The sequence below is a fragment of the Streptomyces sp. NPDC088915 genome, from assembly GCF_044749825.1.
In the GTDB taxonomy this organism is placed as follows: Bacteria; Actinomycetota; Actinomycetes; order Streptomycetales; family Streptomycetaceae; genus Streptomyces.
This window is the reverse complement of the sequence record NZ_JBIVIR010000024.1, coordinates 19,021-43,657: the sequence shown is the minus strand read 5'-3', so window position 1 is coordinate 43,657 and position 24,637 is coordinate 19,021. Positions and strand designations below refer to the sequence as shown.

The 24,637-nt window shown below is 71.7% G+C and carries 26 protein-coding genes; 13 read left to right on the top strand and 13 right to left on the bottom strand.

Features of this window, described 5'->3' with window-relative positions; all coding sequences use genetic code 11:
- The first annotated feature begins 54 nt into the window (after positions 1–54).
- The 3 genes from ACIP5O_RS33295 (at position 55) to ACIP5O_RS33285 (ending at position 2,403) form a co-directional block, all read left to right on the top strand.
- Entirely contained in the window at positions 55–1,305 is a 1,251-nt protein-coding gene (locus ACIP5O_RS33295; protein WP_401300422.1) for a hypothetical protein, read from the top strand.
- A 147-nt stretch (positions 1,306–1,452) separates the two neighbouring features.
- Positions 1,453–1,743: a hypothetical protein gene (locus ACIP5O_RS33290; protein ID WP_401300419.1), complete on the top strand. Its 291-nt coding sequence runs from the start codon at positions 1,453–1,455 to the stop codon at positions 1,741–1,743.
- Between the two features lie 111 nt (positions 1,744–1,854).
- Complete coding sequence (locus ACIP5O_RS33285; RefSeq protein ID WP_401300416.1) at positions 1,855–2,403, top strand: hypothetical protein; 549 nt, start codon at positions 1,855–1,857, stop codon at positions 2,401–2,403.
- Positions 2,404–2,435: 32 nt separating this feature from the next.
- Here ACIP5O_RS33285 and ACIP5O_RS33280 read toward each other — a convergent pair whose 3' ends face one another.
- The 3 genes from ACIP5O_RS33280 to ACIP5O_RS33270 are packed head-to-tail and all read right to left on the bottom strand — an operon-like array spanning position 2,436 to position 5,754.
- Positions 2,436–3,065, bottom strand: a complete 630-nt coding sequence (locus tag ACIP5O_RS33280) for a hypothetical protein (protein WP_401300413.1) — start codon at positions 3,063–3,065, stop codon at positions 2,436–2,438.
- Positions 3,062–4,381, bottom strand: coding sequence for a hypothetical protein (locus ACIP5O_RS33275; protein WP_401300410.1), 1,320 nt, complete (start codon positions 4,379–4,381; stop codon positions 3,062–3,064). The genes ACIP5O_RS33280 and ACIP5O_RS33275 overlap by 4 nt, the downstream gene beginning before the upstream one ends.
- Positions 4,378–5,754 carry a hypothetical protein gene (locus tag ACIP5O_RS33270; protein ID WP_401300407.1) on the bottom strand — a complete coding sequence of 459 codons (1,377 nt, stop codon included), beginning with the start codon at positions 5,752–5,754 and terminating at the stop codon, positions 4,378–4,380. Before ACIP5O_RS33270 ends, ACIP5O_RS33275 begins: the two co-directional genes overlap by 4 nt.
- Positions 5,755–6,120: 366 nt before the next feature.
- Between ACIP5O_RS33270 and ACIP5O_RS33265 the strand changes: the two genes are divergently transcribed.
- Positions 6,121–6,966, top strand: a complete 846-nt coding sequence (locus ACIP5O_RS33265) for a hypothetical protein (RefSeq protein ID WP_401300404.1) — start codon at positions 6,121–6,123, stop codon at positions 6,964–6,966.
- 156 nt (positions 6,967–7,122) lie between these two features.
- Here ACIP5O_RS33265 and ACIP5O_RS33260 read toward each other — a convergent pair whose 3' ends face one another.
- On the bottom strand, positions 7,123–8,127 hold the full coding sequence (locus ACIP5O_RS33260) for a hypothetical protein (RefSeq protein WP_401300403.1): 1,005 nt from the start codon (positions 8,125–8,127) through the stop codon (positions 7,123–7,125).
- 77 nt (positions 8,128–8,204) lie between these two features.
- Between ACIP5O_RS33260 and ACIP5O_RS33255 the strand changes: the two genes are divergently transcribed.
- Entirely contained in the window at positions 8,205–8,576 is a 372-nt protein-coding gene (locus ACIP5O_RS33255; protein ID WP_401300401.1) for a hypothetical protein, read from the top strand.
- Here the strand turns inward: ACIP5O_RS33255 and ACIP5O_RS33250 are convergent.
- Positions 8,562–9,320, bottom strand: coding sequence for a hypothetical protein (locus ACIP5O_RS33250; protein WP_401300398.1), 759 nt, complete (start codon positions 9,318–9,320; stop codon positions 8,562–8,564). The two genes, ACIP5O_RS33255 and ACIP5O_RS33250, sit on opposite strands and share 15 nt — an antisense overlap.
- A 59-nt stretch (positions 9,321–9,379) precedes the next feature.
- Positions 9,380–9,862: a hypothetical protein gene (locus ACIP5O_RS33245; protein WP_401300396.1), complete on the bottom strand. Its 483-nt coding sequence runs from the start codon at positions 9,860–9,862 to the stop codon at positions 9,380–9,382.
- Positions 9,863–10,213: 351 nt separating this feature from the next.
- Between ACIP5O_RS33245 and ACIP5O_RS33240 the strand changes: the two genes are divergently transcribed.
- Entirely contained in the window at positions 10,214–10,849 is a 636-nt protein-coding gene (locus tag ACIP5O_RS33240) for a hypothetical protein (RefSeq protein ID WP_401300393.1), read from the top strand.
- A 907-nt stretch (positions 10,850–11,756) separates the two neighbouring features.
- Here ACIP5O_RS33240 and ACIP5O_RS33235 read toward each other — a convergent pair.
- From ACIP5O_RS33235 to ACIP5O_RS33205, 7 genes are all read right to left on the bottom strand, one after another.
- Positions 11,757–11,975 carry a hypothetical protein gene (locus tag ACIP5O_RS33235; RefSeq protein WP_401300390.1) on the bottom strand — a complete coding sequence of 73 codons (219 nt, stop codon included), beginning with the start codon at positions 11,973–11,975 and terminating at the stop codon, positions 11,757–11,759.
- 24 nt (positions 11,976–11,999) lie between these two features.
- The gene (locus tag ACIP5O_RS33230) at positions 12,000–12,389 is read right to left on the bottom strand and encodes a hypothetical protein (protein WP_401300388.1); all 390 of its coding nucleotides are present in this window, start codon (positions 12,387–12,389) and stop codon (positions 12,000–12,002) included.
- 255 nt (positions 12,390–12,644) lie between these two features.
- Positions 12,645–12,848 carry a hypothetical protein gene (locus ACIP5O_RS33225; protein ID WP_401300385.1) on the bottom strand — a complete coding sequence of 68 codons (204 nt, stop codon included), beginning with the start codon at positions 12,846–12,848 and terminating at the stop codon, positions 12,645–12,647.
- A gap of 188 nt (positions 12,849–13,036) precedes the next feature.
- The gene (locus ACIP5O_RS33220) at positions 13,037–13,420 is read right to left on the bottom strand and encodes a hypothetical protein (RefSeq protein WP_401300382.1); all 384 of its coding nucleotides are present in this window, start codon (positions 13,418–13,420) and stop codon (positions 13,037–13,039) included.
- Positions 13,417–13,896 (bottom strand): transcriptional regulator, encoded by a 480-nt coding sequence (locus ACIP5O_RS33215; RefSeq protein ID WP_401300379.1) that lies wholly within the window; start codon positions 13,894–13,896, stop codon positions 13,417–13,419. Before ACIP5O_RS33215 ends, ACIP5O_RS33220 begins: the two co-directional genes overlap by 4 nt.
- Positions 13,897–15,069: 1,173 nt before the next feature.
- Positions 15,070–16,737 carry a helix-turn-helix domain-containing protein gene (locus tag ACIP5O_RS33210; RefSeq protein WP_401300377.1) on the bottom strand — a complete coding sequence of 556 codons (1,668 nt, stop codon included), beginning with the start codon at positions 16,735–16,737 and terminating at the stop codon, positions 15,070–15,072.
- Between the two features lie 596 nt (positions 16,738–17,333).
- Complete coding sequence (locus ACIP5O_RS33205; RefSeq protein WP_401300374.1) at positions 17,334–18,665, bottom strand: GNAT family N-acetyltransferase; 1,332 nt, start codon at positions 18,663–18,665, stop codon at positions 17,334–17,336.
- 274 nt (positions 18,666–18,939) lie between these two features.
- Between ACIP5O_RS33205 and ACIP5O_RS33200 the strand changes: the two genes are divergently transcribed.
- The 7 genes from ACIP5O_RS33200 (at position 18,940) to ACIP5O_RS33170 (ending at position 24,634) form a co-directional block, all read left to right on the top strand.
- Entirely contained in the window at positions 18,940–19,257 is a 318-nt protein-coding gene (locus tag ACIP5O_RS33200) for a hypothetical protein (protein ID WP_401300371.1), read from the top strand.
- Positions 19,254–19,517 carry a hypothetical protein gene (locus tag ACIP5O_RS33195; RefSeq protein WP_401300369.1) on the top strand — a complete coding sequence of 88 codons (264 nt, stop codon included), beginning with the start codon at positions 19,254–19,256 and terminating at the stop codon, positions 19,515–19,517. Before ACIP5O_RS33200 ends, ACIP5O_RS33195 begins: the two co-directional genes overlap by 4 nt.
- Complete coding sequence (locus ACIP5O_RS33190; RefSeq protein WP_401300366.1) at positions 19,514–19,690, top strand: hypothetical protein; 177 nt, start codon at positions 19,514–19,516, stop codon at positions 19,688–19,690. Before ACIP5O_RS33195 ends, ACIP5O_RS33190 begins: the two co-directional genes overlap by 4 nt.
- The gene (locus tag ACIP5O_RS33185; protein WP_401300364.1) at positions 19,687–21,276 is read left to right on the top strand and encodes a DUF2637 domain-containing protein; all 1,590 of its coding nucleotides are present in this window, start codon (positions 19,687–19,689) and stop codon (positions 21,274–21,276) included. Before ACIP5O_RS33190 ends, ACIP5O_RS33185 begins: the two co-directional genes overlap by 4 nt.
- Positions 21,273–21,521 (top strand): hypothetical protein, encoded by a 249-nt coding sequence (locus tag ACIP5O_RS33180; protein WP_401300361.1) that lies wholly within the window; start codon positions 21,273–21,275, stop codon positions 21,519–21,521. Before ACIP5O_RS33185 ends, ACIP5O_RS33180 begins: the two co-directional genes overlap by 4 nt.
- 100 nt (positions 21,522–21,621) lie before the next feature.
- Positions 21,622–23,898, top strand: a complete 2,277-nt coding sequence (locus ACIP5O_RS33175) for a hypothetical protein (protein ID WP_401300359.1) — start codon at positions 21,622–21,624, stop codon at positions 23,896–23,898.
- 217 nt (positions 23,899–24,115) lie between these two features.
- A complete protein-coding gene (locus ACIP5O_RS33170; RefSeq protein WP_401300356.1) occupies positions 24,116–24,634 on the top strand; it encodes a hypothetical protein in 519 nt (172 codons plus the stop codon).
- The last annotated feature ends 3 nt before the right edge of the window (positions 24,635–24,637 follow it).

Genomic DNA, 24,637 nt, shown 5'->3' with positions numbered 1-24,637 from the left:
ACCAGACCGACCGAGGGATAATTAACCTAGGACCGTAGTCCGAAGGGAACCGAAGTGCCCACGAGCACCGACAAGGACCGCTTTCCGGCGGTCGAAGAACTGTCCGCGCTGGTCCAGAAGGTGCTGGCGGACCCGGACGTCACCGACTCCGTCGCCGGTCACGTCCGCTGGGTCTCCCGCACCATCCTGAAGGCGCTGGAGCGGGAGGACTACAAGGAGCGGTACGGCACGTCGCTGCGGGAGCTCCTCGGCCCCGGGGCCACCGCCCTGTGCGAGCTGACCGACGACGGGGAACTGCGCCTGCGGGGGTACAAGAACAGCCCCAAGGGCGTGACCACCTCCCAGCGGCGCAGGTCCAGCATCCTGCGCCGGCTGGCCCGCGAGGCCGGTGTCCCCAGCGGCGCCATCTCCTACCCCAAGCCGCCCCGGAAGCCGACGATGCCGGCCTGGGCCCGCAGCCAGCTGCACAACGGGCTGACCGCGCAGGTTGAGAAGCAGCCTTCCGACCCCGGCCTCGCCCGGATGCTCGTCGTCGTCGGCCTGGTTCTGGACGCCGCCCCCCGTACCGGTGAACTCTGCACCTGCGGCATCGCGGATCTCGCTCCCGATCTGTCCTGGGTGAAGATCATCCGCAATCCGCAAGCGGTCGCCTCGGACCTGCACCTCACCGAGGTCTGGCCGGTCTCGCCCATTACCCAGGCCGCGCTGGAGAACTGGCTGCCGATCAGGGCCAAGCTGATCACGGGCCTGCAAGGCAGCAAGAATGCCCTGCTCGTCTCGCACGGCCACGGCGCCTACCGGCGCGGCACCCCGCTGGGCAGGAAGGGCCTCATCGAGAGCTACGTCGCCCAGGTCGGGGAACTGAAGGGCGCGGTGACCGGCAGCGGCGGGAAGGGCTGGGAGCTCCCGGAGGGCCTGGAGCAACTGCGGCTCGGGGTGCAGGAACAGCGCAGCGCTTACACCGCCGAACAGGAAGCCGGATCAAAGACCCCGCACTGGGGCCCGGCCGTGGTCCTCAACCCCCTGCTGCCGGAGGACGTCGAGAAGAAGAAGACGGCCGCCGCGATGGCGAAGGCGGTCCAGGCCGTCGACGCCTTCCATGCCGCTCGCGCGGCCGCCGGCGACGAGACCGACCCCAAGGTGCTGCGGGCCCGGCGCACCCTGCGGGAAGCGACCCGGGCGGCCTGGGCGCGAACCGACCACACCGCCACGCTCAAGCTCCTTCACCGGGCCAAGCTCGCCAACGACGACCTCGCCGCCGCAGGCTACAAGCAGCCGCTGCTGGACGCCCTGGAGCGGACCTGAGCCCCTCCACGCAGACGGCACGCGCCTCCACGGCCTTCACCCGTGCTCTTGAGTTCTGGCGGGGGACGATTCAACGGTCACGGAAGTGGGAAGAAGAGGCGTTCGTGATTCAGGACGACTCGCTCAAGGACGACCCCGGGAGAAGCGGTGTACACACGACTGCGGTACTGGTGGGCGAGCGGGTCGCCGCTGTGGCAGCGGCTGGTGGTGTGCGGCGCGGTCACCGTCGGCGCGTACGCGGCCGGTCAGACCGTGACGATCCTTCGCGGCAGCGTGTGGCTGTCTCTCGGCCTCGCCGCTGTGGCAGCGGCCGCGCTGGGTGTGGGCACCTTTCTCCTGGTGATGGCTCGCGCCCGCGGGGAACACATTCGCTCCCCGCGGTGGTACCGGAAGTTCCAGCAGGCCGCCCGCGCCCGCGCGGCGGGAGGCTCGCGGTGAGTCCGTAATGAAGGGCCTCGTCGAAGAGGGGGTGTCGCCGTCAACGGAGGCACCCTCTTACTCGTCGAATCGCCGCCGTCGGCGCGGCCCAGGTACGCCAGGATGTCGACCATGACCAGGCCCGAGAACCCGTTCAACACCTCGCTCACCTTCGTCGGCTCGTTCCAGATGGGCCCCGCCGAGCTGATCGAGTCCCTGCCGGTGCGGCAGCTCCTGCAATGGACGCTGACCACAGCGGCGCAGTCGCCGGACGAGGCCGGTGAGCTTCTGGCGGCGGTGACCGCCGAGCTGGTGGCCCGTGACGAACTCCAGCTTGCCGCCGTCCTCCTGGCGCAGTTCGTCGCCCACGGTCAGCAGAGCGACGAGGACAGCGAGGCCGCCGCCGCGGCGTACCGCGACCTCCAGCACGGCAACCACATCCCCGCCCTGCGGGTGGCACACCTGATCATCGAGGGGCAGATGCGCGGGGGAGAGGCGGAGGCCCGGCGCGTCTGGGCGGCCGAGGCCGGGCTGACGCAGGTCGCGTTCGGCACATGGAACCCGGTCCCGGCGAACGTGGTCCGGTGGCTGCTCGTCCTGGGTGCCCCGGTCGCCGGATGCCCGCGCGACCGGATCGGCGCCCTGATCCGGGCCCTGGAACTCGTCCCGGCCGCCGTCTGACCGCAGCCCCCGGCTACGGTCAGGCCGCTCGGTCAGCGGCGACCCGCCAGGATCAAGGCGCGGGCGTGGCTCTCCACGTACTCCTGCATCCGAGCCCCGTCGAAGCGGAAGGCGTGCGCCAGCATCACCGCCGCGAACCAGCCGGCGCACAGCAGCAGTTCGACATGGTCCCGCATCGCCGCACCCGGCCGCGCCCACGCGACCACGAGCTCGGCGGCCCGCCGGTCCCTGGCCTCCAGCGCCGCCGGGTCGGCTTCACCGCTCTCGTGCAGCTCCTCGGCGAACACCGCGGCGACGTCGACGACGACCGAGTCCGCCGGATACTCGACCGTCAGGCTGACCGGCTGCTCGCGCACCGTACGGGCCTGGATCTCCAGCCACTCGGCGACCGCCGCCGGATCGCCGTTCTGCGTGATGGACAGGCCGGCGACCGCCGTACGGCCCAGCGAGCACACGACGGGCACGATCCCGGTCCGCAGATCCGCGCCGCGCGCCCACTCCGACATGTGGAGCAGGCCCTCGCGGACCCCGCGCCGACCGGCCGCCTGGTCCACGGTCTGCTCCAGGCCCTTCTTCTCCAGCGCTCCGCCCATCAGCGCCCGCACCAGCGTCAGGGCGGCCACCTGCGGACCCACCACCGCGCGAACCTCACTCCGGCTCATCGCTCTCCCCCGTCCTTGTGCCGTTCGGCGGCCAGGTGTGCTCCGTGGTCGTACGCGTTCACGCCAGCGGCGTGCATCCAGTGCATGGCCCTGCTCAGCCAGTCCGTCGCGGTGTAGTCCGGCATCCGGGTCTTCGAGCGGTGCCGCTGCCAGTGACGTTCGCCGCCCAGCTTGTGACGTACCTCCGGCAGGGTCTTGCCGTCGAGGGCTCCGAGGGCCCTGGTCTGCGCCAGAGCGTCGAAAGCCCGAGCGCCGCCCGCCGCCGGCAGCGCCGCCCGCGCCCCGGTCATCGCCTGGCGCACGCGCGACAGGGCGTACGCGAGCTTGGGCACCCGCTCCACCTCGATGCCCAACTGCTCGCGCACGGCGGCCGCCGCCTCGTCGAAGGCGTCTTCGTCGACGTCGACCAGCAGCCCCTCCTTCGTACGGCGCCGGATCTCCTCCAGGACGTGGATGCAGGCGCTGGTGAAGGTGTCGGCGAGTTCGTCCAGGCCGTCGACGGCGGCCGCCAGGTCGGCCGGGGTGTCCCCGGGTGCCTCCCAGTGCTGGCAGACGTAGCCGTACAGCGCCCGCTCCGCCGTCCACACGGCGGCCGCCGGGGTATCCGCGACCGCGGGGAACGCCCGCTGCACCGACCTCCCCGAGGCCCGCGCGCTGTAGCGCTTCTCCGGCACCGGTCCCAGCAGTTGCGCCGAGATCGGATCCGCCGCGCTCTCCGCCGGCCGCTTCTCGCCGGGCGGCGGCATCGTGCCGCCCGGCAGCGCGCACCACCCGCCCGGCGGGTAGAGCACGGCTTCGGCCCGGCGCTGCTCCTCGGACGCCGCGATGATCTCCGGAAGGACCGAGACGGCGCCGGAGGCGTGGGCGGTGCGGCTGCTCCACTCCCGCAGCTCGTACAGCAGATCCGACGCCGTGCTGAGCGTCTGGTCCACCGGGTTGTCCGGGGCCCGGCCAGGCTTCGGCCACTCGGGGACCAGGCCGTCGCCGTACGTCTGCACCAGGTTCCGGAAGGCGAACAGGTGCAGGTGCGCCGCGTTGATCTGGCGGGCCATCGTCACCGCGACCGTGGACGGCACTTCGGCGGGACGGTACTTCGAGGCCCCGGGCAGGTCGGGCCCGTCGTCCTCGGGGCCGGCGCCGCTCGGGGCCGAGCCGGGACGGGTGTCGACCTCCAGGTAGCTGCGGCCGCCGCTGTAGGGGTCCGGCTTCGTCACGGTGAAGTGCTCCGCGAGTACGTCGAGCAGGGCCTGCGTCGCCGCGTCGTCGCCGGTGATCCGTACGCGGACGACCCCGGGCAAGGTCTTGCGGCGGGTCACGACAGCGTCCCGCGGACCGCGACGAGGCCGCCCAGCACGTGGCCGGCCCCGGCGGCGCGGCTCACCGCTGCCAGCCAGTCGTCGCCCTGCCGGTCGCCCACGGTGCCCGCGGGCACGACCAGGAGCAGCGCCTTGCGCTGCCGGGCCGCCTGCCGCCAGTGGCCCGGGGTCGCGTACCCGCCTTCCTGCCGGTACCAGGCTCCGCCGCCCGCACGCATCACCGAGACCATCCGGCCCCGTTCGCACCGCAGGTGCCACCCGTCCAGCGCCGGGAAGGGCCGACTCCCGCCCAGGTCGACGGGCTTGAACCCCTCCGACAGGCGGGCCGCCAGGTATCCCTCGATCCCGTACTCGTCCGGCTCGCCCGGCTCGACGAGCACTATCGGCATCGTCCCGCCGTCCGGCTTCCGGACGAGGCTGAAGTGCGTGTAGTCGGCGTTCCGAGGGCCCGGCACGGTCGGCTTCTCGGACTGACGGTCCTCGGGGGCCACGTACAGGCCGCGGCGCTGGCGCTCCGCCATCAGCTCCGGCCACGGCCAGATGCGAGTCCGGCCGCAGCCGGGATGTGTCCACACCGGATGCACTGTGTCGAACTTGCGGCCGTCGACGGCCAGGGTCCGGGTGCTCACCCCGACGTGGACCTCCCGCTCCGCCGTCACGTCGATCGGCTCGTCACACAGGAAGCACACCACCGGGTCGTCCGAGCCGGCCGACTTCTCCGCGTGCTCGATCAGGCCCCGCATCTCCTCCAGGCTCAGCAACTGGTCGATGCCCGCGCTCATCAGGTAGGCGGTCCCGCTCGCCGCGGCGTAGCGGTGGGCGTCCTCCTCGTCCGCGTCCGCCTCCCGGTCCGGAGTGCCGGCCTGTGCGGCCGGGGCGGTTCCGGCGGCGGCCGTCCACAGGTCGAGCGTGTCCTCCAGGAGCGCCTCCAGGTCCTCCGCGTTCAGCTCCTCGACCGCGGCGAGAACTGCCGATCCGTAGCCGGGGCGCGCGGTGTCGTGGGCCACGGCGTGGAACTTCCGGGTTGCCGGGGAGCACGTGGCGCCGGGGGAGGGGAGCAGCGAGTAGACGGTGCCGGCGAGGCTGGCGATGACGAGCCGGTCACCGGCGAGGACCTTGTCCGCGAGGCTGGCCTGGCACGGCCGGCACTGCTCCACGCAGGCCCCGATCAGCGCGGAAGCGGTCTGCATGTCGGCCTGGCGGTCGGCGCCGAAGCCGACGCCGTCGATCGGGCCGATCTCGGGGCCCCGGTGACGGTGGACGGTGCCCGACTGGGCGGAGGTGTACGAGGCGCCGCTGGCGGCCTTCCTGGCCTTGATCCGCTCGCGCTCCGCGTGGCTCTTGCGGCGACGGGTCTTGTCGTTCTTCGGCACGGCTGACTCTTTTCGGCGCGGCACGGTCCCATGACCCGGCGCGCACGAGGAACGGCGCACGACGGAGGAAGTCGTCAAGGACGACGAGGCTCGTGCGCTGGCGCGCTGCCGTGTCCGGCGGCTGACCAGGCCCCGGGGGACCCTGGCACCTCTGCCCTCGTGCCGTTCGGTCATGGGCCGCAACGGCGGGCTTGGGCCTACGCGATGCCCACAATCAGGATACCGGCAGAACGAAGCGAATCCGGGGTGAATCCGGCCGTGTCCCGGCCACTACTCTCGCCGTTGTATGCGACGACGCGGCCGATCGGCGCGTCACCGCGCGCGGCGGCGCGACCAGTCGCCGCCACGTCGATTCGAAGGAAGCCGATGACCACTCAGCAGCAGGCCACCACCACCGTCACGACAACCGAGGACGGTGTACGTCGCGCGGTGGCCGAGCTCGTCGCCGCCTTCGAGAACCTGGGGCCCGAGCATCAGGCACTGCGCGCCGAAGAGGCGAAGACCTCCGCGCGGGAGCGTCGCGGCACCGTGGTCCGCATGGCCGACGGAATTGTCCAGGCCACCCGCGCCGTGACCCTCGCCGTCGAGGCGCTGGCCGCTGTCCACGGACTCCGCGACCTCAACGTCACCCGGCAGTTCTCCAAGACCATCGACGGGGGCGACTACACCCCCCTGCCGAGCCTGCCCGACTCCGTCCAGACGCTCCACGAGGCTCTGACCTGCCTCGAAGAGGCCACCACGACCCTGGGCAAGGCGTTCACCCCGACGAAAAAGCATCCCGGCCTGGCGGCGGCCCGCTGCCCCGAACAGATGCAGGTGGTCCTGACGAGCCTGCGGGCCGCCGTGGAGTCGGTGTGCGCTGTCCTCGGCGACGAGGAGACGACCGCCGAGTACGCCCCCACCCTGACGTTCCTGGACGAGCTGAAGGACCGCGTATGCCGCCCCGCGCCCGGCTTCAAGCACGTGGTGGTGAGCACCGAGCTGTTGCGCGGCCTGATGGACTCCGGGACGGGGCCCGTCGAACGCGATGTCGCGATGTGGCTCACCCTTCAGGCGGGCCAGCATCGGCACCGGTCCACGGACGGGATCGCCGCGCAGCTCGGCTACGAGCAGAGCCAGGTCGACGAGGCGCTGGAGAAGTTGCGGAAGGCCGGCGTGCTGCGGGAGGACGGGACCGTGCACGGTGTCCACTACGGCCCGGCGTCAGCCTGACGCCGTCCCCCGTGCTCAGGTGCCGTCCGGTCCGCGGCTTCGAGGCAGGCGGCCTGAGCAGCAGAAAACCGCCCAGGGAAGGCACGGGGGAATCCCTCCCTGGGCGGCTCTGTGCTCAGCGTACGGCCGCCAATGGCCGGAGGCACCGGCTTTGCGTCAGCCGGCCGCCATCATGTCGTCCACCCACCCGGCGAAGCCGTCCCGGCCGAGCGCGGCCAGCCCGTACATCGCCAGGAACACCGCCGCGTAGTGGGCCGAGACCTGCCGGCCGTGCGCGGTGTCCATGTCCACGCCTCCGGTCGGGTGCCCGGCGTTGGTCGCTTCCAGGTACGCCACCAGCGCCGCCCGCGTCGCCTCGGGGGCCAGCGCGGCGAAGGCGCGCAGCCGCTCCTCCTGCTGCTGCGGCGACAGCCGCGCTCCGGCCGCCGTGGCGAGCGGGACCATGGTCTGCATGGACCGGCGCACCAGCATGAAGGTCTCGGTGGCCACGGCCGGGCTCGCCGCCATCCGGAGCTGGGCCCGTGCCACCTGGGCCGGCTCGGCCAGGCCGTAGCCCCGCACCAGTTGCACAGCCACCTGCGCCGCCTCCTGAAGCGGATCGGCGGCGGCCGCGGGCGCGTTCCCGAAGAGCCCCAGAGCGTCCATCGTCATCAGGACCTCGGCCTGCGAGACCGAGACCTGCTCGGCGGTCGCGACGGTGGCCTCCCACGTCTCCAGCCAGCGGCGGACGCCCGACCGGCTCAGGTGCGCGGCCCGCTGCCGCAGGCACCGGATCGCGGCGGCGTGGACGAGCGCCACGAGCCTCGGGCCCTCCAGGGGGGCGTCGCCGAAGAGACCGGAGAGCGAACCGGCTTCCAGGGCCCGCAGCGCCTCGGCGATGTCCCGCTCGATGTCCGCCGGAGAAACCCCCACCGGACCGAATAGCTCCGGCAGACGGGCACCCGGGTCCTTCTCCCGCAGCTCCACGCCGCCCTGACGCAGCAGCAGACCCACCACCGACACCGCCCGCTCCGTCGTACCGCTGTCGGCCAGCAGGTCGGCATGGGCCCGCAGAACGGGGGCCTGGTCCGCGCGGAAGTAGCCGCGCAGCAGGCCCAGTACTGCCGTGTGGGCGCCGCGGAAGCCGGCGAGGTACGCGGGATCGGCGTCGGTAGTCGTCACACCGGTACAACGAATCGCCCGGCCGGCGGACACGCCCGGCAGCGTTGCCCTAGGTCCGCCGGGTCGTTTCACCGGCCATGAGGACCACGCAGCACCCCGCCGCACCGGCTCTCGCCAAGCAGGCCGAAGCACTGGCCGAGGCCGCCTGTGCGCTGCACGACGCCGCCGGCGGAACGGGGCCCTGGACCGGAGAGGTGGCCGAGGACGCCATCGAGGCGGTCGAGATCACCCTGCTGGCCCTGGCCGCAGCTCACACCGCCGCCGGGACCGCCCTCACCTTCCTGCGGCAGGACCTGGCCCGGCTCCGGCGAGACCTCGGACTGCCGCCCAGTGAACTCCCCGACCCTGACCCCGGCCCCGCCCTCACGCCTCCGGACGACCGAGGACGGCCGAGGACGCGCCGCCGCGGCCTGGGGCGCGGCTACACACCGTTGTCACCGCTTCGTTGACAGCCGGGCGTCATCCGCCGCGAGGCGGGCCGCGGACACCTCGTCGAGCAGCTCGCATAGGGCGTCACGCGCCAGGGCGGCTTCACCGGCCCGCGGGCCGGACGGCTCCGGACCCTGCTGGCCGTGCGGCGCGATCCGCCAGCGCAGCATCTCCAGGCACTCGATCCTCCGCGCGCCGTCGGTGGTCTTGGACAGCAGGTCCAGGTAGACGGCCGCAGCGGCGTCCTGCGCCAGCCCCGGCCACGCGCCGGCGACGTCGACCAGGGCGCCGGCGACGGTCTCGATGCGGGTCTCGTGCTCACGGCACCACGCCTCCACCGTCCGCCGCCGTGCGCGGTCGCGCCGCTGGGTGCGGACATCGCGATCGCGGTGGTGAGACTCGGCCGCCCGATCCAGGCGGGTCGCCCTCGCCTCGGCGGCCTGCCGGTTCGCCAGCCCGAGCGAGTCCGCAATCTTCTGCCACGACGCCGAACGGTTACGGGCCGCGCGGATCAGATCGCGCTCCAGGGTGTCCAGCTTGGCTCGCGCTTCTGACATCTGCGTCAGGGCTGCCAGGACGTCCTCCGCCGGGACCTCCGCCACCTCCTCGCCGCCGTCGCCCGCGTAGTAGCCGAGCGCCTGGGCCCGGACCTCCTGCATCAGCTTGAGCGGGTCGAGGTAGTGGCGATTCTGGCCGTAGCGCTCGCGCAACAGCTCCTCGGCCGCTTCCTGCATCCGCCGCCGCTTCGTGTGGTCAATGGCCATGAGGCCACCCTTCCACACCGGAGACGATTGTCACCAAAAAGTTGACACTCGCTCAGGCGTCAGCGGCCGTACGCCGAGCGGCACAGGTCGACGATGTTCTGCCCGACTCCGTTGCGCGCCGCGGACCGGCACAGCGTCCGCATGTCGTAGGCCGGGGCGGCGTTCGGGCGGCGCGGCGGCTTCTTGCGCGGCGGTGCAGCAGCCGGACGACGCGGTACGGCCGGAGCGGACCGCACCGCCGTCCGGGGCCGCTGCTGCACCGATGCTCCAGGGCGGTCCGCCCGGCGCGCCGGGGCGGCCGGCTCCTGCCGTGCCCGCTCGCGAGGAGGAAGAGGAGTCGCCTGCGGCTCGCCGTCGTCCGTACGCACCAGCGCCTCACGCGCGGGCGCCTGGCTCGGGGCCGGCGCCGAGCTGTGCACCGCGCCGGCGGGGGCCAGGGCCGGGGCCGGAGAGCCGGCCGGGCGCCCGGCGGCCGGGACGCTCACGCAGGCCGAGGCGGTGAGCAGGACGAGGGGGACCAGCAGGGCAGTGAGGCGAGGCATGTGACCACCGTGACGCAGGCGGTGGCCGCCACACCGTCCGACGCGGACAGCGCCACCGGGACGGGTGATCGCCACGGCGTCAGCCGCGTCACCGGAAAGTTGACGCGGCTTCGCAGACCGCCCCGGGACTCGGCTGGACGAACCTTCGGCGGCGGGATCTCCAGGAAAGCGGCGGCTGCCGGGAACTACGCCCCACCGCTGTCAGTGCTCCCTGCCATGATGCTCACCTCGCCCAGAGCCCTGGGTTGATGCTCCCCGCAACGCGGGGTTGTCTCCGCCGACGCGGAGGTCTCCAGGCGCCCCGAAGCGCCTGGACGTGCCCGAACAATCCCCGGCCCCTGGGAGCCCTTCATGATTCCTTTCGGCTACGAGCCCAACCGCCTGTACACCTCGTACGAACTCACCGAGTCCCCGGAGACCGGCGAGGACGTGCCCGTCGTCATCTCCTGGTGGCACCACCCGGACCCGGCCGCCGCAGAGGCTGTGGCCGGCGCCGCCGAGTACCGGGAGTTCATCCGCGCCACGCGGATGCACGAGCACATGGCGCACTTCCTCACCGAACGGCCCGGCGGCGGCCGCACGTACCTGTCCCTCGTCGGCACGCGGGGCCGGATGCGCCGCCACCCGCTCGAACTGGCCCTGATGGACGGCGCCGAACTGCCGGTTCCCGACCCGTTCCCCCACGACCTCGGCCACGCCCTGGTCCACGCGGACATCGGCATGTACGTCCTGGTCGCCGATCCGCAGCCCGGACCGCCCGGCTGGAGCACCCTCAACGCCCTGGTCGCCGCCGACCCGGTCGGCGTGGGCATGGCCCGCTTCGAGCTGCGGGCCGACGACGACGCCCGGCACCGCTACGACAGCCCCCCGCCCGGATCGGGCACGGAGGAGCTGGTGAACCGCGTCCTGAGCGAGGAGGACGACGCACTGCGCGAGAGCCTGCGGTTCGTCCTCGGCATCCCGCGCCCCGGCGAGCGCCACATCTGATCTTCCTCTCACTCCGCCGGCGTCCGGTCTCGCGAAGGCGGCGCCGCCGGGCAGATACGCGGCCCCGGTGATGTCACCGAGAAGTTGACATCACCGGGGCCGCGCGGTGTGCGTCTCCCCGACCCGGCGTTCCGGGCCGGGGAGGCACCCCGTCATCCCGTTCCCCCTGCGGCCCCACAAGCCCCCCAGAGCGCCCAGCAGCCCATCCGGCGCGGAATCGGGCCCGCAGGCGCCGCGAGCGCGGGAGAGGAGCACTCAGGGCCGTTTCCGGGGGACTTGAGGCCCGAGGGGGCGTCACCACCTGCACCGATACGGCGCCCCGCTTCTTCTGTCGCCGCGCGGAGCGCGTCCTTTCTGTCTGTTCACGACCACGGTCCGCAGACTGCGACGGCGGGTCAGGGGGCACGGACGAGAAGCAGCGCGGAGGGGTGGGGCGGGGCCTGCTCGGCCCGGGACGGGCCGCAGGGAAGGGCTCCACCGGTACCACGGCCCCGCCCCACCCCTCCGCCCCTCTTTCGCGCGCCCTTGGGCGCGCACTCTCAAGCCAGGGGGATAATTAACCTCCAGCGCCTTTATGGCTGAGCGGTGGCCCGCTCCGCTCAAAGGTGCCGCGCCGTGGACGAGGGCCGAGCCCGGTGCCCACCGGCACGGCCCACTCCGCTCAACCCGGAGACGCCGCTACTACGTCACGGGGGCTCGCCGCGGCGCGTCGGACCGGGTGTCCTGAGGGGGAGTGGGCCCAGTAGGGCCCACGGACCCGAGGGAGGAGGATCGGGCGCGGAGGTCAATTATCCCCATGCCGGTTATGGGGGCCCGGTACGCGCCCCGAGGGGTACGCCGAAGGCCCGCCTCCCGGAGGGGTGGGAGACGGGCCTTGAGGGGCGGCTGCGGCGCGGCCGCGGATGGGCTACGTGAACGGGATACGGATCGGAGCGGATACGGCGGGCCGCCGGCCCTGGCGGGCGAGTTCCGTCAGGAGCTCGGAGCCGGTCAGGTCCCGCCGCGACGCGTCGGCCTTCACGGCCTGGGCGGCCCGGAGGAGACCGGGGTCGCGCTGGAGCAGCTCCCACATCTCGTCACGGACGACGATCGCCTCCGGCTCCGCCGGAAAGGGCGGGTGTTCCACGGGATTCCCTTCGGGTCGAACCTGCTACTGCCCGGACGCGACGGTACCGGCCTGGACCGTACGGACGATGCCGGCCATCTGAACCCACCAGAAGCCCTCCTTCGCCAGGGAGATCACCCCGGCCTCGCCAAGCGGCGCGATCTCCGGGTGCCGCTCGATCAACCTGCGGGCCTCCTCCGGCGCGAGCTCGCGGCCCAGCCGCCACTCCTGCGGCGCCCGGCGGTGCTCGCTCGCGTACGCGTCGAGCTCCTGGACGGCCTTGGCCAGCTCCAGGGCCGACCCCTCGTTCTCCTCCATCGCCTTGACCATCTCCCAGACGGTGGCGTGCCGCCCCGGCTGGTACGTCTCCACGACGCGCGCCGCCAGCTCCCGCACGGCGGTCAACGCGGCGTCGAGGTCGAGCGTCTTCTTCATCTCCGGTCCGTCTCCTTCGTCGTGGTGCCCCCGACACCGCAAGGTACGGGCAGCAGGGTTACGTACATCTCGGCGGCGGACCCGTGTTGGTCAGAGCCAACACGGGATTCACGCCGCTCCAGGCCCGTTGGCTGTGACCAACGGGCCCCGGGTGGTCGAGCGCGACCAGCGGGACGACCAGGGCCAGCGCGAGCGCGGTGGCCGGAAGCCGGCATGAAATCGGTGATCGCCTCGGCGGCCGCGCCGATCACCCGTTCAGCAGTCGACGACCGCGACCTGCTCGCCAGCCGCGTACTCGACGGCGTCCCCGGAGGAGTACGTGACGCGGACCCCTCCGTCCGGGATGTCCGCGACCGCGTCCACGAGGTAGGGCAGCTCGTCGGCGTCGATCACGACTCGATCGTTGCGCATCAGGGAGCCTGCGGCGATGTGCTCGGTCCGGATGGTGCTCTCGTTCATCTACTCATCTCCTGCGGTGGGTTCCGAGTGAATGCCGGTCGGGGCGCCAACCCCTTCCAGCAGTCAGAACAATACCATGCTTAAAGCAGGAACGGAAGGGTTCGAGGCCGGGTTCGCCCTGCCCCCGTCACGCCAAAGGGCCCGCACCCCGGAATCGGGGGTGCGGGCCCAGGGCCACGAGCGGCGGATTATTCGTCGCCGGTACCTCGCATCGGCAGGTGACTGACGGTGGCCAGCGGCTGCTCGGCCTGCTGATCGCCGACCGCCGCCAGCTCCAGCACCCTGTCGCCGGCGCGATAGAAGGGAACAGCGCCGACGCGGTAAGCCAGGGCCAGCCAGCCGTTGGCGACCAGGCGGCCGATGCTCTTCGAGACGGTCCCCTCGGTGATCTTCACGGTCCCCGCCACCGTCTTGGCGGTCTCGCGGACAGTCTCACCGAGCGGGCCAGCCGTCACGTAGTAGCTCAGGACGCGGTAATCCGCACCCGGAAGTTCGGCCGTCTCCTCCAGGAGCTTACGCATGAGGTCGGCCGAGAACGGCAGTTCGCGCTGCCGCATCGCGGGAGAGGTCACGATGCCTCCTTCTTCTTCTGAGCCGAAACGGCCGGAGCAGGTACGACCGGGAGGCGCGCATCCTTGACGGCCTCCACCTGGTTCACCGCCGACCCGTCAAAGCCAGCCCGCGGATTGACCCTGTAGAACGTCATGCGGCCGATCTTCTCCGCCTCAAGGAGAAGCCCGCCCGCATGGAGCGTACCCAGGAGCGTCGAGATCGTAGCCGGACGTCCTCCCAGCTCCTCGGCGATCTCCCTGTAGGTCAGCCGCAGGGGCTGGGCGCCGTCCGGCGAGTGGGCGAGGTAGAAGAAGAACAGATCCCTGTGCTTCGCGGTGTACCCGCTGTCCTTGTCGTAGAGCTTCGCCAGAAGCACCTTCGGAACGTTGACGTGTCGCCCGGGATTCGGAGTCCAGTCGTAGCGGACTCTCGCGCGCTGGATCGTCTCGTCCTCGAAGAACGACATCTGCACAACTTCGCCGGTCTCGGTGTTCACGGCCTTGCCGCGCCGGACCGGACTTGCCCCTGCCATACCCCTCCTCACCTCGGGCGATTGCCTATACGCAACCGGAGACGCACACCGTATCCACTCGGCTTGCCTATAGGCAAGCACATCGAGGTGCCGCCGGGTCGCGGCGAGAAGGTGGCGCCGGAGCAGGTGTGAACGGGGTGAGTTTCCTATAGGAAACCGGAAGCGCCAAAACTGTAACTTGAGTGGCAGTTCGGAGCTACTCGCCAAGCGCCTGACCAGGGAAAACGATCTTCGCCTCTAACTACGTAGTAGAGGCCGGTGGCGACCTGCGGCGAGGAGGCGCCGCGCGCGGCGCGTTCGCCGAGTACGGGCCGGTGGCCATCTTGCCGTGTGCGGTGGCCCATCCGAGGGAGGCGGCTTCGCCGCGCGACAACAGCATCCCCCGATCTCTCCTTGCCAGCCGCTTTTCCCTCCCCGGCCCTGGGCCGGCCCGCACTCGAACTTCGGCGTCCAGCTCCTCCAGGCCCTCCTCGACCTCAGCCCCTCGCCCCCGCCACGACCGGGCCGGCGGACGACAACGCCACGGAGGGACCGCCCTGACCCACCACTGGCATCGGCCACTGCTTCCAGGGGCAACTGCCCAGGGAGGGCCCCCTGGGCCCGAGCGGTGCGGGACGCGGAGCGCAGCGGAGTGTCGCGCAGGGCAGGCGGCAGTGGCTGGTCCAGCGCAGCCGAAAGGCGCTGGTGGGGGGTCTGGGGGGAGGCGCCCCCCAGGGGTGGGCGGTCCAGCGCGCCCTGGGCGCTGGCGGGGGGTCTGGGGGCGAGGAGCCCCCAGGTACCCGGCCGGAGGACGGGTGCACCACGGACGAGGTCGGCGGCCCTGGTCGTACCTGTCCGCCCACCGGCTGCGGATCGCGGAGGGTGAAAAGCGGCTGGCTACGGAAGGGGGTGGACCCGGTCTGATCTTGGGCTTTCGGATCTTGGTGGGTACCGCTGAGCCGATTCGACGACGGACTTCTTGAGGCGCTCGCGCCGTTGATCGCGGCGAAGCCGCCTGCCCACCGAAGCCCGTACGGCGGCGCAGTTGCGTGGCGGAGTGATCGGGGAAACGCGCCGTAGGCGCCTCGATGCCGACGGACAACGGACATGGGTCGGCCCCCGGCAGGAGTTCCCCCGGGGGCCGACCCATGTGGTGCCTCAACCGACGCGGGCGGGCTCCTTCTTCAGGACCTCAATCCGGCACCGGGCGCACAGGCCGTCGGTGACCGCCGGCTTGTCCCAGGGGCAGCCGGTGTTCTCGTGGCCGCGGCAGTGGTCACCGGCTCGTGGTTCCTGAGCCGGGATGGCGAGGTCCAGGCCGAGGTCGGGGTGGTCGGTTCCCGCAGCGAGAGCTACGTTCTCCTCGGCCGCGACCTGGTGGAGCCTGGCCTGCTCGCGGGCGTAGTCGTCGGCGGCGAGTCGTACCGCAAGGGCTTGCCCCAGGACGTCCGCACCCCGTTCGGCCGCCACCCGGCGGGCCCGCTCAATCCCCTCGATCACGTGGGCCCGGAAGACGGCGGCCGCCTGGTCGTCGCCGCCGATCCGTGCGTGGTACGTCGACACGGCCCGTTCAACATAGACGGCCGCGTCCCGCTTCGAGGAGGCGATGGCTCGGGAGCAGTCGCCGCACGGCTGGCCGGCAGTGCCCCGGTCCTCCTTGCAGTGGGGGCAGGCCCGACGGCGGAACTCGGCTTCCTTCTGCTCGGCCCGAGCCTTCTGCTCCCGCTCCTGGTCAGCGCGGCGGTTCTTCTCCCGCTCGATGCAGCTGCGGCAGGGGTTGCCGTCGTCGAGCTTGCCGTCCTCGCAGCGGGGTTCGGGGCAGGGCCCCGGCTGGAGCATGGCGACGACCGCGCCGACCGGGCTGGTCAGGGTTCCCTCGGCGTAGTGCTTGGTGTACCCGTGCGTCACCCAGCGGCGAGCGACCCGGTCCCCGAGCAGCTTCGCCTGGACGAGGCCGCCCCCGGCCAGTTGCTTCTCGATCGCCTGGATCACGGTTTTCGGTCGGTCGGTGCGGACCTTGCGGACCAGGGCCTCGCGGAGGGCGTCCGGGAAGCCTTCGAGGACGCGGTGCACCTCGGCGGTCACCAGCACTTCCCTGTTCGATCGAGCCGACCTCCGCTTCGGCGCTTCTGCGCCGTCGGCCGCGGCGGAGCCGCTCGACGTCCCGCGCGCGCTACTACCTGTAGGGGCCTGACGGCCGTTGCCAGCGCTTCGCGCCGAAGGCGCCATGGGGAGGTTTGAGTGGGGAGGTTCAACAGGGGAGGTTCGGGGGTCTGTCAATCCCCCCTGCTGGGACTGAGAATCCCCCCTGGCGGGACTCTCAGTCCCCCCTGAAGCGGGAGCGGCACCTTGGCTCTCCAGGGGGGACTCCTTGTCCCCCCTGGATGAGGCAGAGCTCTGCTTGGTGCGGGGTTTCCCCTTGTCAGAGCGCTGTGCGCGGGTGGGCGCGGGCGCGATGTCGGGACGGTTTTCCGGGGTGAGGAGTCCTCGGCCGCGCCGCCGGCGGGTCTGGTTGATGTCGTCGACGTCCGGGAACCAGCTGTACGGGATGAGCAGGTCGTAGACCTTCGGCCGGTAGCGCTTCTCGATGTACTGCGCGGCCCGCTGATCACCCAGGCCGATTAGCTTGCGGTCGACCAGCTTGCCCAGCTTCCGCTGGACGGTCTTCTCGTCGCAGAGCGCATCCTTCGCCAGCGTGGCCTTGGACGGGAACGCGTCGCATCCGTCCTCGTCGGCTCGCTCGGCGAGGGAGATCAGGATCAGCTTCTCGGTCGTGTCGGCGACGGGGGCGGCCTTCATCGCCCAGAGCATCGGTGTGAGGCTCATCGGCCTTCACCAAGGACGGCGGAGATGGAAGTGCTGTGGGGCGGGTAGATGGACGGGTGGTGCTGGAATGGCACGAGTGCTTCCCTTTGAGGACGATTCGGGGAGCCTCATTGGCCAGATCGAGGACAAGCCGTGTGATCAATGTGCTGATAACGCGGTGCCGCCCTTATCCTGGCGCTGCTGTTCGTGTGGCAACACGGCAGCGAGGCCCCACCTATGGGTGTGGGTTGGCGCCCCCTCGGGGGCATTGACTCTGGGCGAGTCGACACTTGATGGCCGTTCCGCTCCGGCGGGGCGGCCATCAGACTTTCAGCGTGGTGGAGCCGAGAGGTACGGGTGGCGGGCGCCGAGTGATCGTTTCCGGCCGCTCGGCATGGCGCAGCCCGAAGGTCGCCGCGGCGGTATCGCCTGAACCCGTACGCTCATCGAAAGCGCACCTCCCCCGTTACTAAGGTGCGGCCGCTCTTCGGGTCTCGACCCCCGCAGGCGGACCGACAGGCCCCCGAGGGGGCCTGTTGCGTTTGGGAGGGTTCTTCCTCCCTGGTCGTCTATCCGACCACACGCACCGTAACGGGTGTGTCGCCGGGGGGACGAAGTCATTTGCCCTCTAGGCTGGTTGAAGAGTCAACCGCTTCCGTCAGGGTCGGGCCCACTCCGCGGACGTGGCCGGCCCTGCGCTGGAAGAGAGCGCCGGACTGGCGTCCTTCCGCCGACGCCGTGCGGAGCAGGTCGAAGTCGCGGGCGCGATAGTAGTCGAGGAGCCCCCGGTTGGTTCGCCAGGCGTCGAGGCGCAGCCACTTCTTCCCGCCGGCTGCGGCCCGGGTGCTCGCCCAGTCGAGCAGGGCGCTTCCCAGTTCCTCGCCGCTGGCGTCCCGGCGCACGACCATCCGGTGCACGTACAGGGCGTCCTCGGCGGCCTCGTCCGCGTTCCAGAAATCCGGATCGGCATGGGTGTCGAGCGTGATGGTGGCGACCGCTATGCCCTGGTCGTGGACCAGGAAGCACTCCCCGGCGTCGATGTTCTCCCGGATGCGGTCCGTGCGCGGCTCGTACTGCCACTGGTCGCTTCCGCGCTCCCGCAGCCAGTCGCCGGCCTGCTTCCACAGGCCCGTAACGGTCTCCAGGTCCTCCGGGGCGGCCGGGGCGATGGTCAACTCGCTTCCCAGGCGAGGCCGCTCGTCCTCCAGGACCATCTTGATGCGGTCGCCGGGCAGGCAGTTGATCACGCATCTGACCGGCTGTCCGGCAGCGGTGTAGCCGGTGACGACCTCTTCGGCGACCGGAGTGCCGGGCGGGATGCCCAGGCGCGCGGTCTGGGCCGGGTCCGGCATCCGCCACTCGTACTCGCGCACCGTGCGGACCTGCTCGTAGCCGAGTTCGGCCAGGACGACGTTCGCCCCGCGCGCGATGTCGGCGGGGTTCATGATCTCGTCGCTGTCCTTGACGAGCGCGCGGGGGAAGTAGGAGTCGTTCGAAAGGTAGGGCTCGGAGTCAAGGAACCGGACGCGGCGGCGGACGGCGGTCAGCTCGCCCTCCTCCAGGCGGAGCCGTTCACGCACGATGGGCGGGGCCGGCACCACCGAGACCTCGATCGTCTGGGACGCCTCGCGCCCCTGCTCCTTCATCTCGGTGAGGAAGCTGTCCATCTCGGGGCTGAGCGGGCGCTTCCTGAACTCCTGCTGCGGCCGGTAGACCATCGGGCGCCTGACCCGCACGAAGTGCCCCCGCGGGCGGTCCGCGTAGATGAGGCCCTCCTGGATCAGCAGGTCCAGGCCCTTGCGGACGGTGACGCGCGTGGTGGCGTACTTCTCCGCGAGCGAGGTCTCTGTGGGGAGGGGACCGGAGGCGAACTCCCCCGCGCTGATGCGTTGGCGCAGTTCATTCGCGATCCGCACATAGAGCGCGGGCGGCTTCTGACTAGGTGACATGGGCTTAGTTCTACCTGCGGTTTCCCTCATTGTCTACTCAATGTGCGGCGAGTCCACCAAGCTCTTGACTCCTGGCGATCAAAGGGGCAAGATTCATCTCGGCAACCGCATTGTCTACACAATGTGAGTGGCTAATAAGGGGTATGCAATAAACCCCTGAGCTGGACAAACGGAAGGCCTGCCGCGCCGGGGCGACCTTCCGTGCAGGACCCCCCGCGGGGATGGCCCCCCGCCCGGCACGACATCTCGAAACCCGACAACGAAGGGCACCACCGTGACCACCACCGAGACCGCCGCCAGGCCCCCGTTCGGGGCCGCGCTGCACGCGCTGTCCACCCTGACCGGACAGCCGGAGCGCTTCTTCCTCGGCCGCCCGGCCGACTCCGCCCGCACCCGCAGCGCCCGCGTCGAGTTCGTCGCCATGCTGCTGCTGGACCTGGACGACCGCGACGCCCTCACCGCCCGTCGCCGCACCACCGCCACCGCCCCCCGCCCGGCGCTGCTCGCCGTCGTCGACGAGCTGGAGCACGCCGAGAACACCGCCGCCGGCCTCGGCCTGGACGAGGAGTTCGCCGGGGGGTGGGCCGCGTGAAGTTCGACGCCCGCACCATCGAGGCGATCAACGCCTGCATCCGCCTGTTCCTCGTCCGTGTGGACGAGCTGCACACCGGGATCTTCCTCCTGGTCATCCCGCTGTTCGTCGTCGTCGTCGGCGCCGCCGCGCTCGCCGTCGTCGTCATCGCGGCCGCCGTCGTCCTGGTCGCGGGCGCCCTCGGCGTCATCCTCCTGGCCCGTCGCGGGATCAACGCCGCCGCCGCCCACAGCGCGGCCGCTCGGGCGGTGACGACATGAGGACCCGCTGCACCCTCCCGCTGACCCGCGCGGCCCTGGACGCCCACCGCCTGGCCGACCGCGACCAGGCGCACAAGCTGGGCCGCTGCACCCAGGTCTACGCCAGCCAGAACCCGCCGAAGCCCCCCGTACGAGCCGCCGCCCCCCGCGCTCAGGAGATCACCGCCCGATGACCATGACCGAACCCCGCACCGAGACCGACCCCAACCCCCTGATGACCCGCGTCGACCGCCGCCAGGTCGGACGGGCCGCCGCCAAGGAGGCCGGAGCCCGCGCCAAGCAGGCCGAGGCCGAGGCGGACAAGACCGAGAAGCTCGCCGGTCTCGACGTCGAGGACAAGAGCCTGGATGTCGAGGAGAAGCGGCAGAGGGTCGAGCGCAGGCGCCGCCAGGCCGCCCGCGAGGAGAAGGCGAGGGTCCGCAAGGAGGCCGTGCAGAAGTGGAAGGGGCGCGGCAGGGCCCTGGTGCACGCCCTCCCCGTGATCGTCGCGGTGTCGGCCGTCGCCGCGCTGATCGTGGCCTCCGTCTGGATCGCGTGGCCGGCACAGGCCGAGGCGATGCGCGAAGACCTGGGCTCCCGGTCCTGGGTCGTCCCGGGCGTGGTCGAGGGACTGACCTGGACCTCCGCGTCCCTGACCATCCTGGCCGTTCGCCGCAAGGCGCCGGCGGGCCGCTACCGGGCCATGACCGCCATCAGCGCGCTGATCGCGGCCAGCCTCAACCTTCTCCACTCGCCCAGCCCTTCGGCCGGACAGGTCAACGCCCTCGCGAGCCTCGCGGGCGTGCTCGCCTTCGAGCTGGTGGTCGGTCTGCTCCAGCACACCCAGAGCGGCCGGACGGCCGCCGAGGTGCGCGAGCAGCTCGCCCGGTGGATCGCGCACCCCCTGGTGTCGCTGACGGCCTGGCGCATCCGGGCCCCGTACCGCAAGACGATCACGGTCCAGAAGGCGTGGGATCAGGCGTGGGAGTCGCACCACGGCGGCCAGTCGGGTACGACGGCCGCACGGGTGCGGCGCCAGCGCCGGGCCGAGGCCCGCATGGAGCGGGCGCGTTCCGAAGCGGGCCGCCGACGGGTGCGCGAGCTGAAGCGTTCCCTGGAAGCGGCCGCCGCCGAGGCGGCCATCGCAGAGAGTTCCGCTGAGGCGGCCCAGGCCCGCGCGGACGAGATGCGGGCCCGTGCCGAGGAGTTCCGGGAGCGGGCCCAGAAGGAGAAGTTCAAGGCCGAGGCGCGGCTCAGTTCCCACATGTACCGGGGGCTGCCGTGGGTGGGGGGCGAGTGGGTTCCCGTGCTCCAGCCGCCGACCGGTTCCGGGTACTTCGGGGAGCGTTCCGAGGACGCCAAAATCCAGTTCCCGCCTGGGGAGTCGGCCCCTGCGGCCCCCGCGCGGAACGGTGCGGAACAGGGTGAGCGGAACGACCCCGCAGACACCCGGAATGCGGCGAAGGCGTCCGGCGGGAACGGCTCGAAGGCCGGAACGGAACGCGACCTGAGCGAGCACCTGGACAAGGCGTTCCGGGTCGCCCGGGAACTGGCGTACGCGGCCGCGACCGACACCCGCCGCCGGACCGGGAACGGCTACTTCTCCCCCTACACCCTCGCCAAGCAGATCGGTGTCCGCCGCCAGGACGGGCCCGCGCTGCTGGCCCTGCTGGAGGCGCAGCCCGGGTTCGCCGAGGCGATGGCCGAGGAGATCGAGAAGGCCCGCGCGGCCGAGCAGGACGCCAACCGGAACGACAAGGAACTGGAGCACACCGCATGAGCGGAACGACCTCGCGCACCCTGCCGCCGCTGCTGATCGTCGCGGCCCCCGCCGGGATCACGACGCTGTGGGTCCTGCCCGTGAACTACGGGTGGACCTGGCAGGACGCCGGCATCGCGGCCGCCGTCGTCTTCATCGTGGTCCTGCTGCTGTCCAAGGCGCCGGGCTGGCTCGCCAATGGCGCCAAGAAGGCGGCGAGCAAGGCGAAGAAGAAGGCCAGCAAGAAGAAGGACGACGAGAAGTAACCCGCCCCCGAGCACCCCGAGCACACCGCGGGGCCCGGCCGGAGAAGTTGACGCGACCCGGCCGGGCCCCCGTCCCCCACAGAGAGGAACACCGCCCATCATGACCCAGACCACCGACCACTCCGCACCGAGCGGACAGGTCCTTGACCTCACGAAGCGGCTGCCGCCCGAGGCCCGCGACCACTTGGAGCAGGCCGCCCGTGACCAGGTCCGCGCGAGCGCCGCCGGCCTGGCCGACGCCCGCACCGGCACCGTCAAGCTCTCCTCCGAGGTCGACGGCGAGCCGTTCGTCATTGAGCAGATGGACGACGAGCGCCGCCGGGGCCTGAAAACGCTGATCCCCGCCTCGCTCACCAACCCCGACGTGTGGCGCCACCGCGGCGAGGTCCTCGCGCACGCCACCGGATACCACGCCGCGCACAGCCCGGTGTACGTGTGGCGGATCGTCAAGCTCTCGTCCATCGGCCTGTACGCGGAGCTGGGGGCCGCGTGGGGCTACCTGCTGGCCACCGAGTACGGCGCCGACATCGACGAGGCCAAGCGCGAGGCGAAGAAGAAGGGCTTCGCCGACAACGGTGACGTCGCCCAGCTCCGCGCCGAGCGCAAGCAGGTCGGCAAGGCCCGCCGCCGCGAGAACCTGACCATCCTGTCCGCCACCGGCTTCACCTCCTACACCGCCGCCGTCATCGGCATCGCCCAGGTGTGGGGCCTGGCCGTGGCCTTCCCTGCCCTGATCCCGGTCATCGGCGTCATGTACGCGTGCGGCGCACGCGAACTGCGCCGACGTGGCGACGACTACGTGGTCTTCGAGCCGGCCGCGCTCGACGAGGACGCCCCGCTGACCGATGCGCAGATCAACCGGGCGCTGCGGATCGCGGTCCCGTCGTTCAAGGAGGAGGACGAGATCCAGTTGGTCGGCCTCATCCAGCGGGCCGACATCAACGCCTCGCAGTGCGTGTTCAAGCTGCCTGCGCACGTGACCGTCTCCAAGCTCATCGAGCAGCGCGAGGGCATTGCCGGCGCGCTCCAGGTCGATGAGAACTGGCTCGACATCAAGCAGGACGGCCACCCGACCCGGTGCTCGTTCTGGATCGCGACCTCCGACCCGTTCGAGAAGGTGCGCCGGTCCCCGCTGCTGGGCCAGACCACCGCGCTGGACCTGTGGAACGACGGGGCGCCGATCGCCTACAACAAGCGCGGGGAGACCCGGCGCCTGACGATCCGCGACATCATGCTGCTGATCGGCGGGGCGACCCGAACCGGTAAGGGCATGGCGCTGCGGAACCTGATTTGCGCACTGGCCCTGGACCCCAGGATCAACGTGCGCATCGTGGACGGGAAGCCCACCGGCGAGCACCTCGTCTACGCGCCGATCGCCGCGACGATGTTCGGCCGCGAGCGCAACCGGCTCGATCTCCTGCTCGACGCCTACGAGGCGGAAATCGAAAGGCGCGAGGACCTGCTGGCCTCGCTCGGCGAATCGAAGATGACGGCGAAGCTGCTCAAGCAGCTGAGCATCGAAATCCTCATCATCGACGAACTGGCGACGTACACCCGCAAGAACGTGCCGGGCGCGGCCGCGCGGCTTTCCCGGCTGGAATTCCTCTCCAGCGTCGGCGCGGGCCTGGGCGTCCTTCTGGTGGTGGCCACCCAGCACCCGGAGGTCGACGTCATCCCTGCCGGCCTGCGCGGCAACATGACCGGCCGGTGGGCCCAGCGGACCGCCGACGCCGATGGCACGAACGCGATCCTGGGCAAGGGCGCCACCGGCCGGGGGATGCGGGCCCACGACATCCCCCGCGACAAGCGGGGCCTGGGCTGGCTGGACATGGACGGCATTGCCGAGGAGCTCGCCCGCTCCTTCCTCATCGACGAGGAGAACGCGGGGGAGGCGTCGGAGATCATCGCCGTCGGCGTCGAGCTGCGGCGGGCCGCCGGACGTCTGCCGGGGCAGTGGGACGACCCGATCGAGGCGTACCTGGTCCAGATGACCGGGCTGACCTCCACAGCCGGCGGCCCCGGCGGACGGGGCAAGCCCGGACGCCCCGGGCAGGCCGCCGCCAACGCGACCGTGCTGGATGTCCTGCTCGACACGTTCAAGGACGAGGCCGACCGTGTGCCGCTCGCGGACGTGCGGACCGCGTTCGCCGCCTGGAACCCCCGCCAGTGGGCCCAGGCGGAGGACGAGGACGACGCCACGTACGAGGGCCGGTTCGGCAAGGCGCTTGGCGCGCTGATCGACGAGCAGCTGGACGGCACCGGCGTGGAGCTGGAGCCCAAGCGGTGGCGCGTCGCGGGCGAGGAGAAGAGGGTCCGCGGCTACCTCCTGGCGGACGTCGAGGCAGCCGTCGACGCTGCCCGGAAGATCCGCAATTGACCCCTAGGCCAGGCCCTAGGCCGCCGGGCATCCGTGCAGGTCAGAGCCTGGCCCGGCCGTAGGACACCCGGCCCCGGTCCTGGGACGCGTCCCAGGACCCCGGGCCGGTGTCCCGGGGGCGGCCACCCCCCTGACCTGCGAGGACGCTCCGTGTCCCAGGTCGTGACCACCCCCCAAACCGCCATAAAACGATCTTCCCCGAGGAGCTTCCCCGATCATGAACCACCCCGCCCGTACCGACCCGGAGACCGTCTACACGATCACCCAGGCCCCGCAGGGCCCCGCGCCCGTCGCGCCGTACGTCCCGGCCCACCCCGTCCCGGCGGAGGCCCCGCTTCCGAGGGTCGAACTGGTCACCCTCCCCGGCGGCGCGCAGCAGTGGGCCTACGTCCGCCACGAGACCGCGCCGGTCCCCGTCCGGGGCGGCTCCCAGTCGATCCCGGCCTGGGCCAAGACCGCCGCGCTGTTGATGTGGTCCGCCGCCGGGAGCGCCGCGCTCGCCGCGTACGGCCTGTCCCTGGCCGGCCCCTGGCTGGAGGCGCTGGCCTACATGCTCATGGCCTTCGCCGCGGCGGTCACCGTCGTCGCCTTCGTGGTCCGCGGCCTCTTCTCCGACCTCCGCCGCCCCCGCGACGGCGGAAGCACCACCGCTGAGGCCACCGCGACCGCCACCGGCCGCACCGTCCTCGGAGGCAAGGTCACTGCCACCGCCACCGCCATCGCCCAGAGCAAGTAAGGA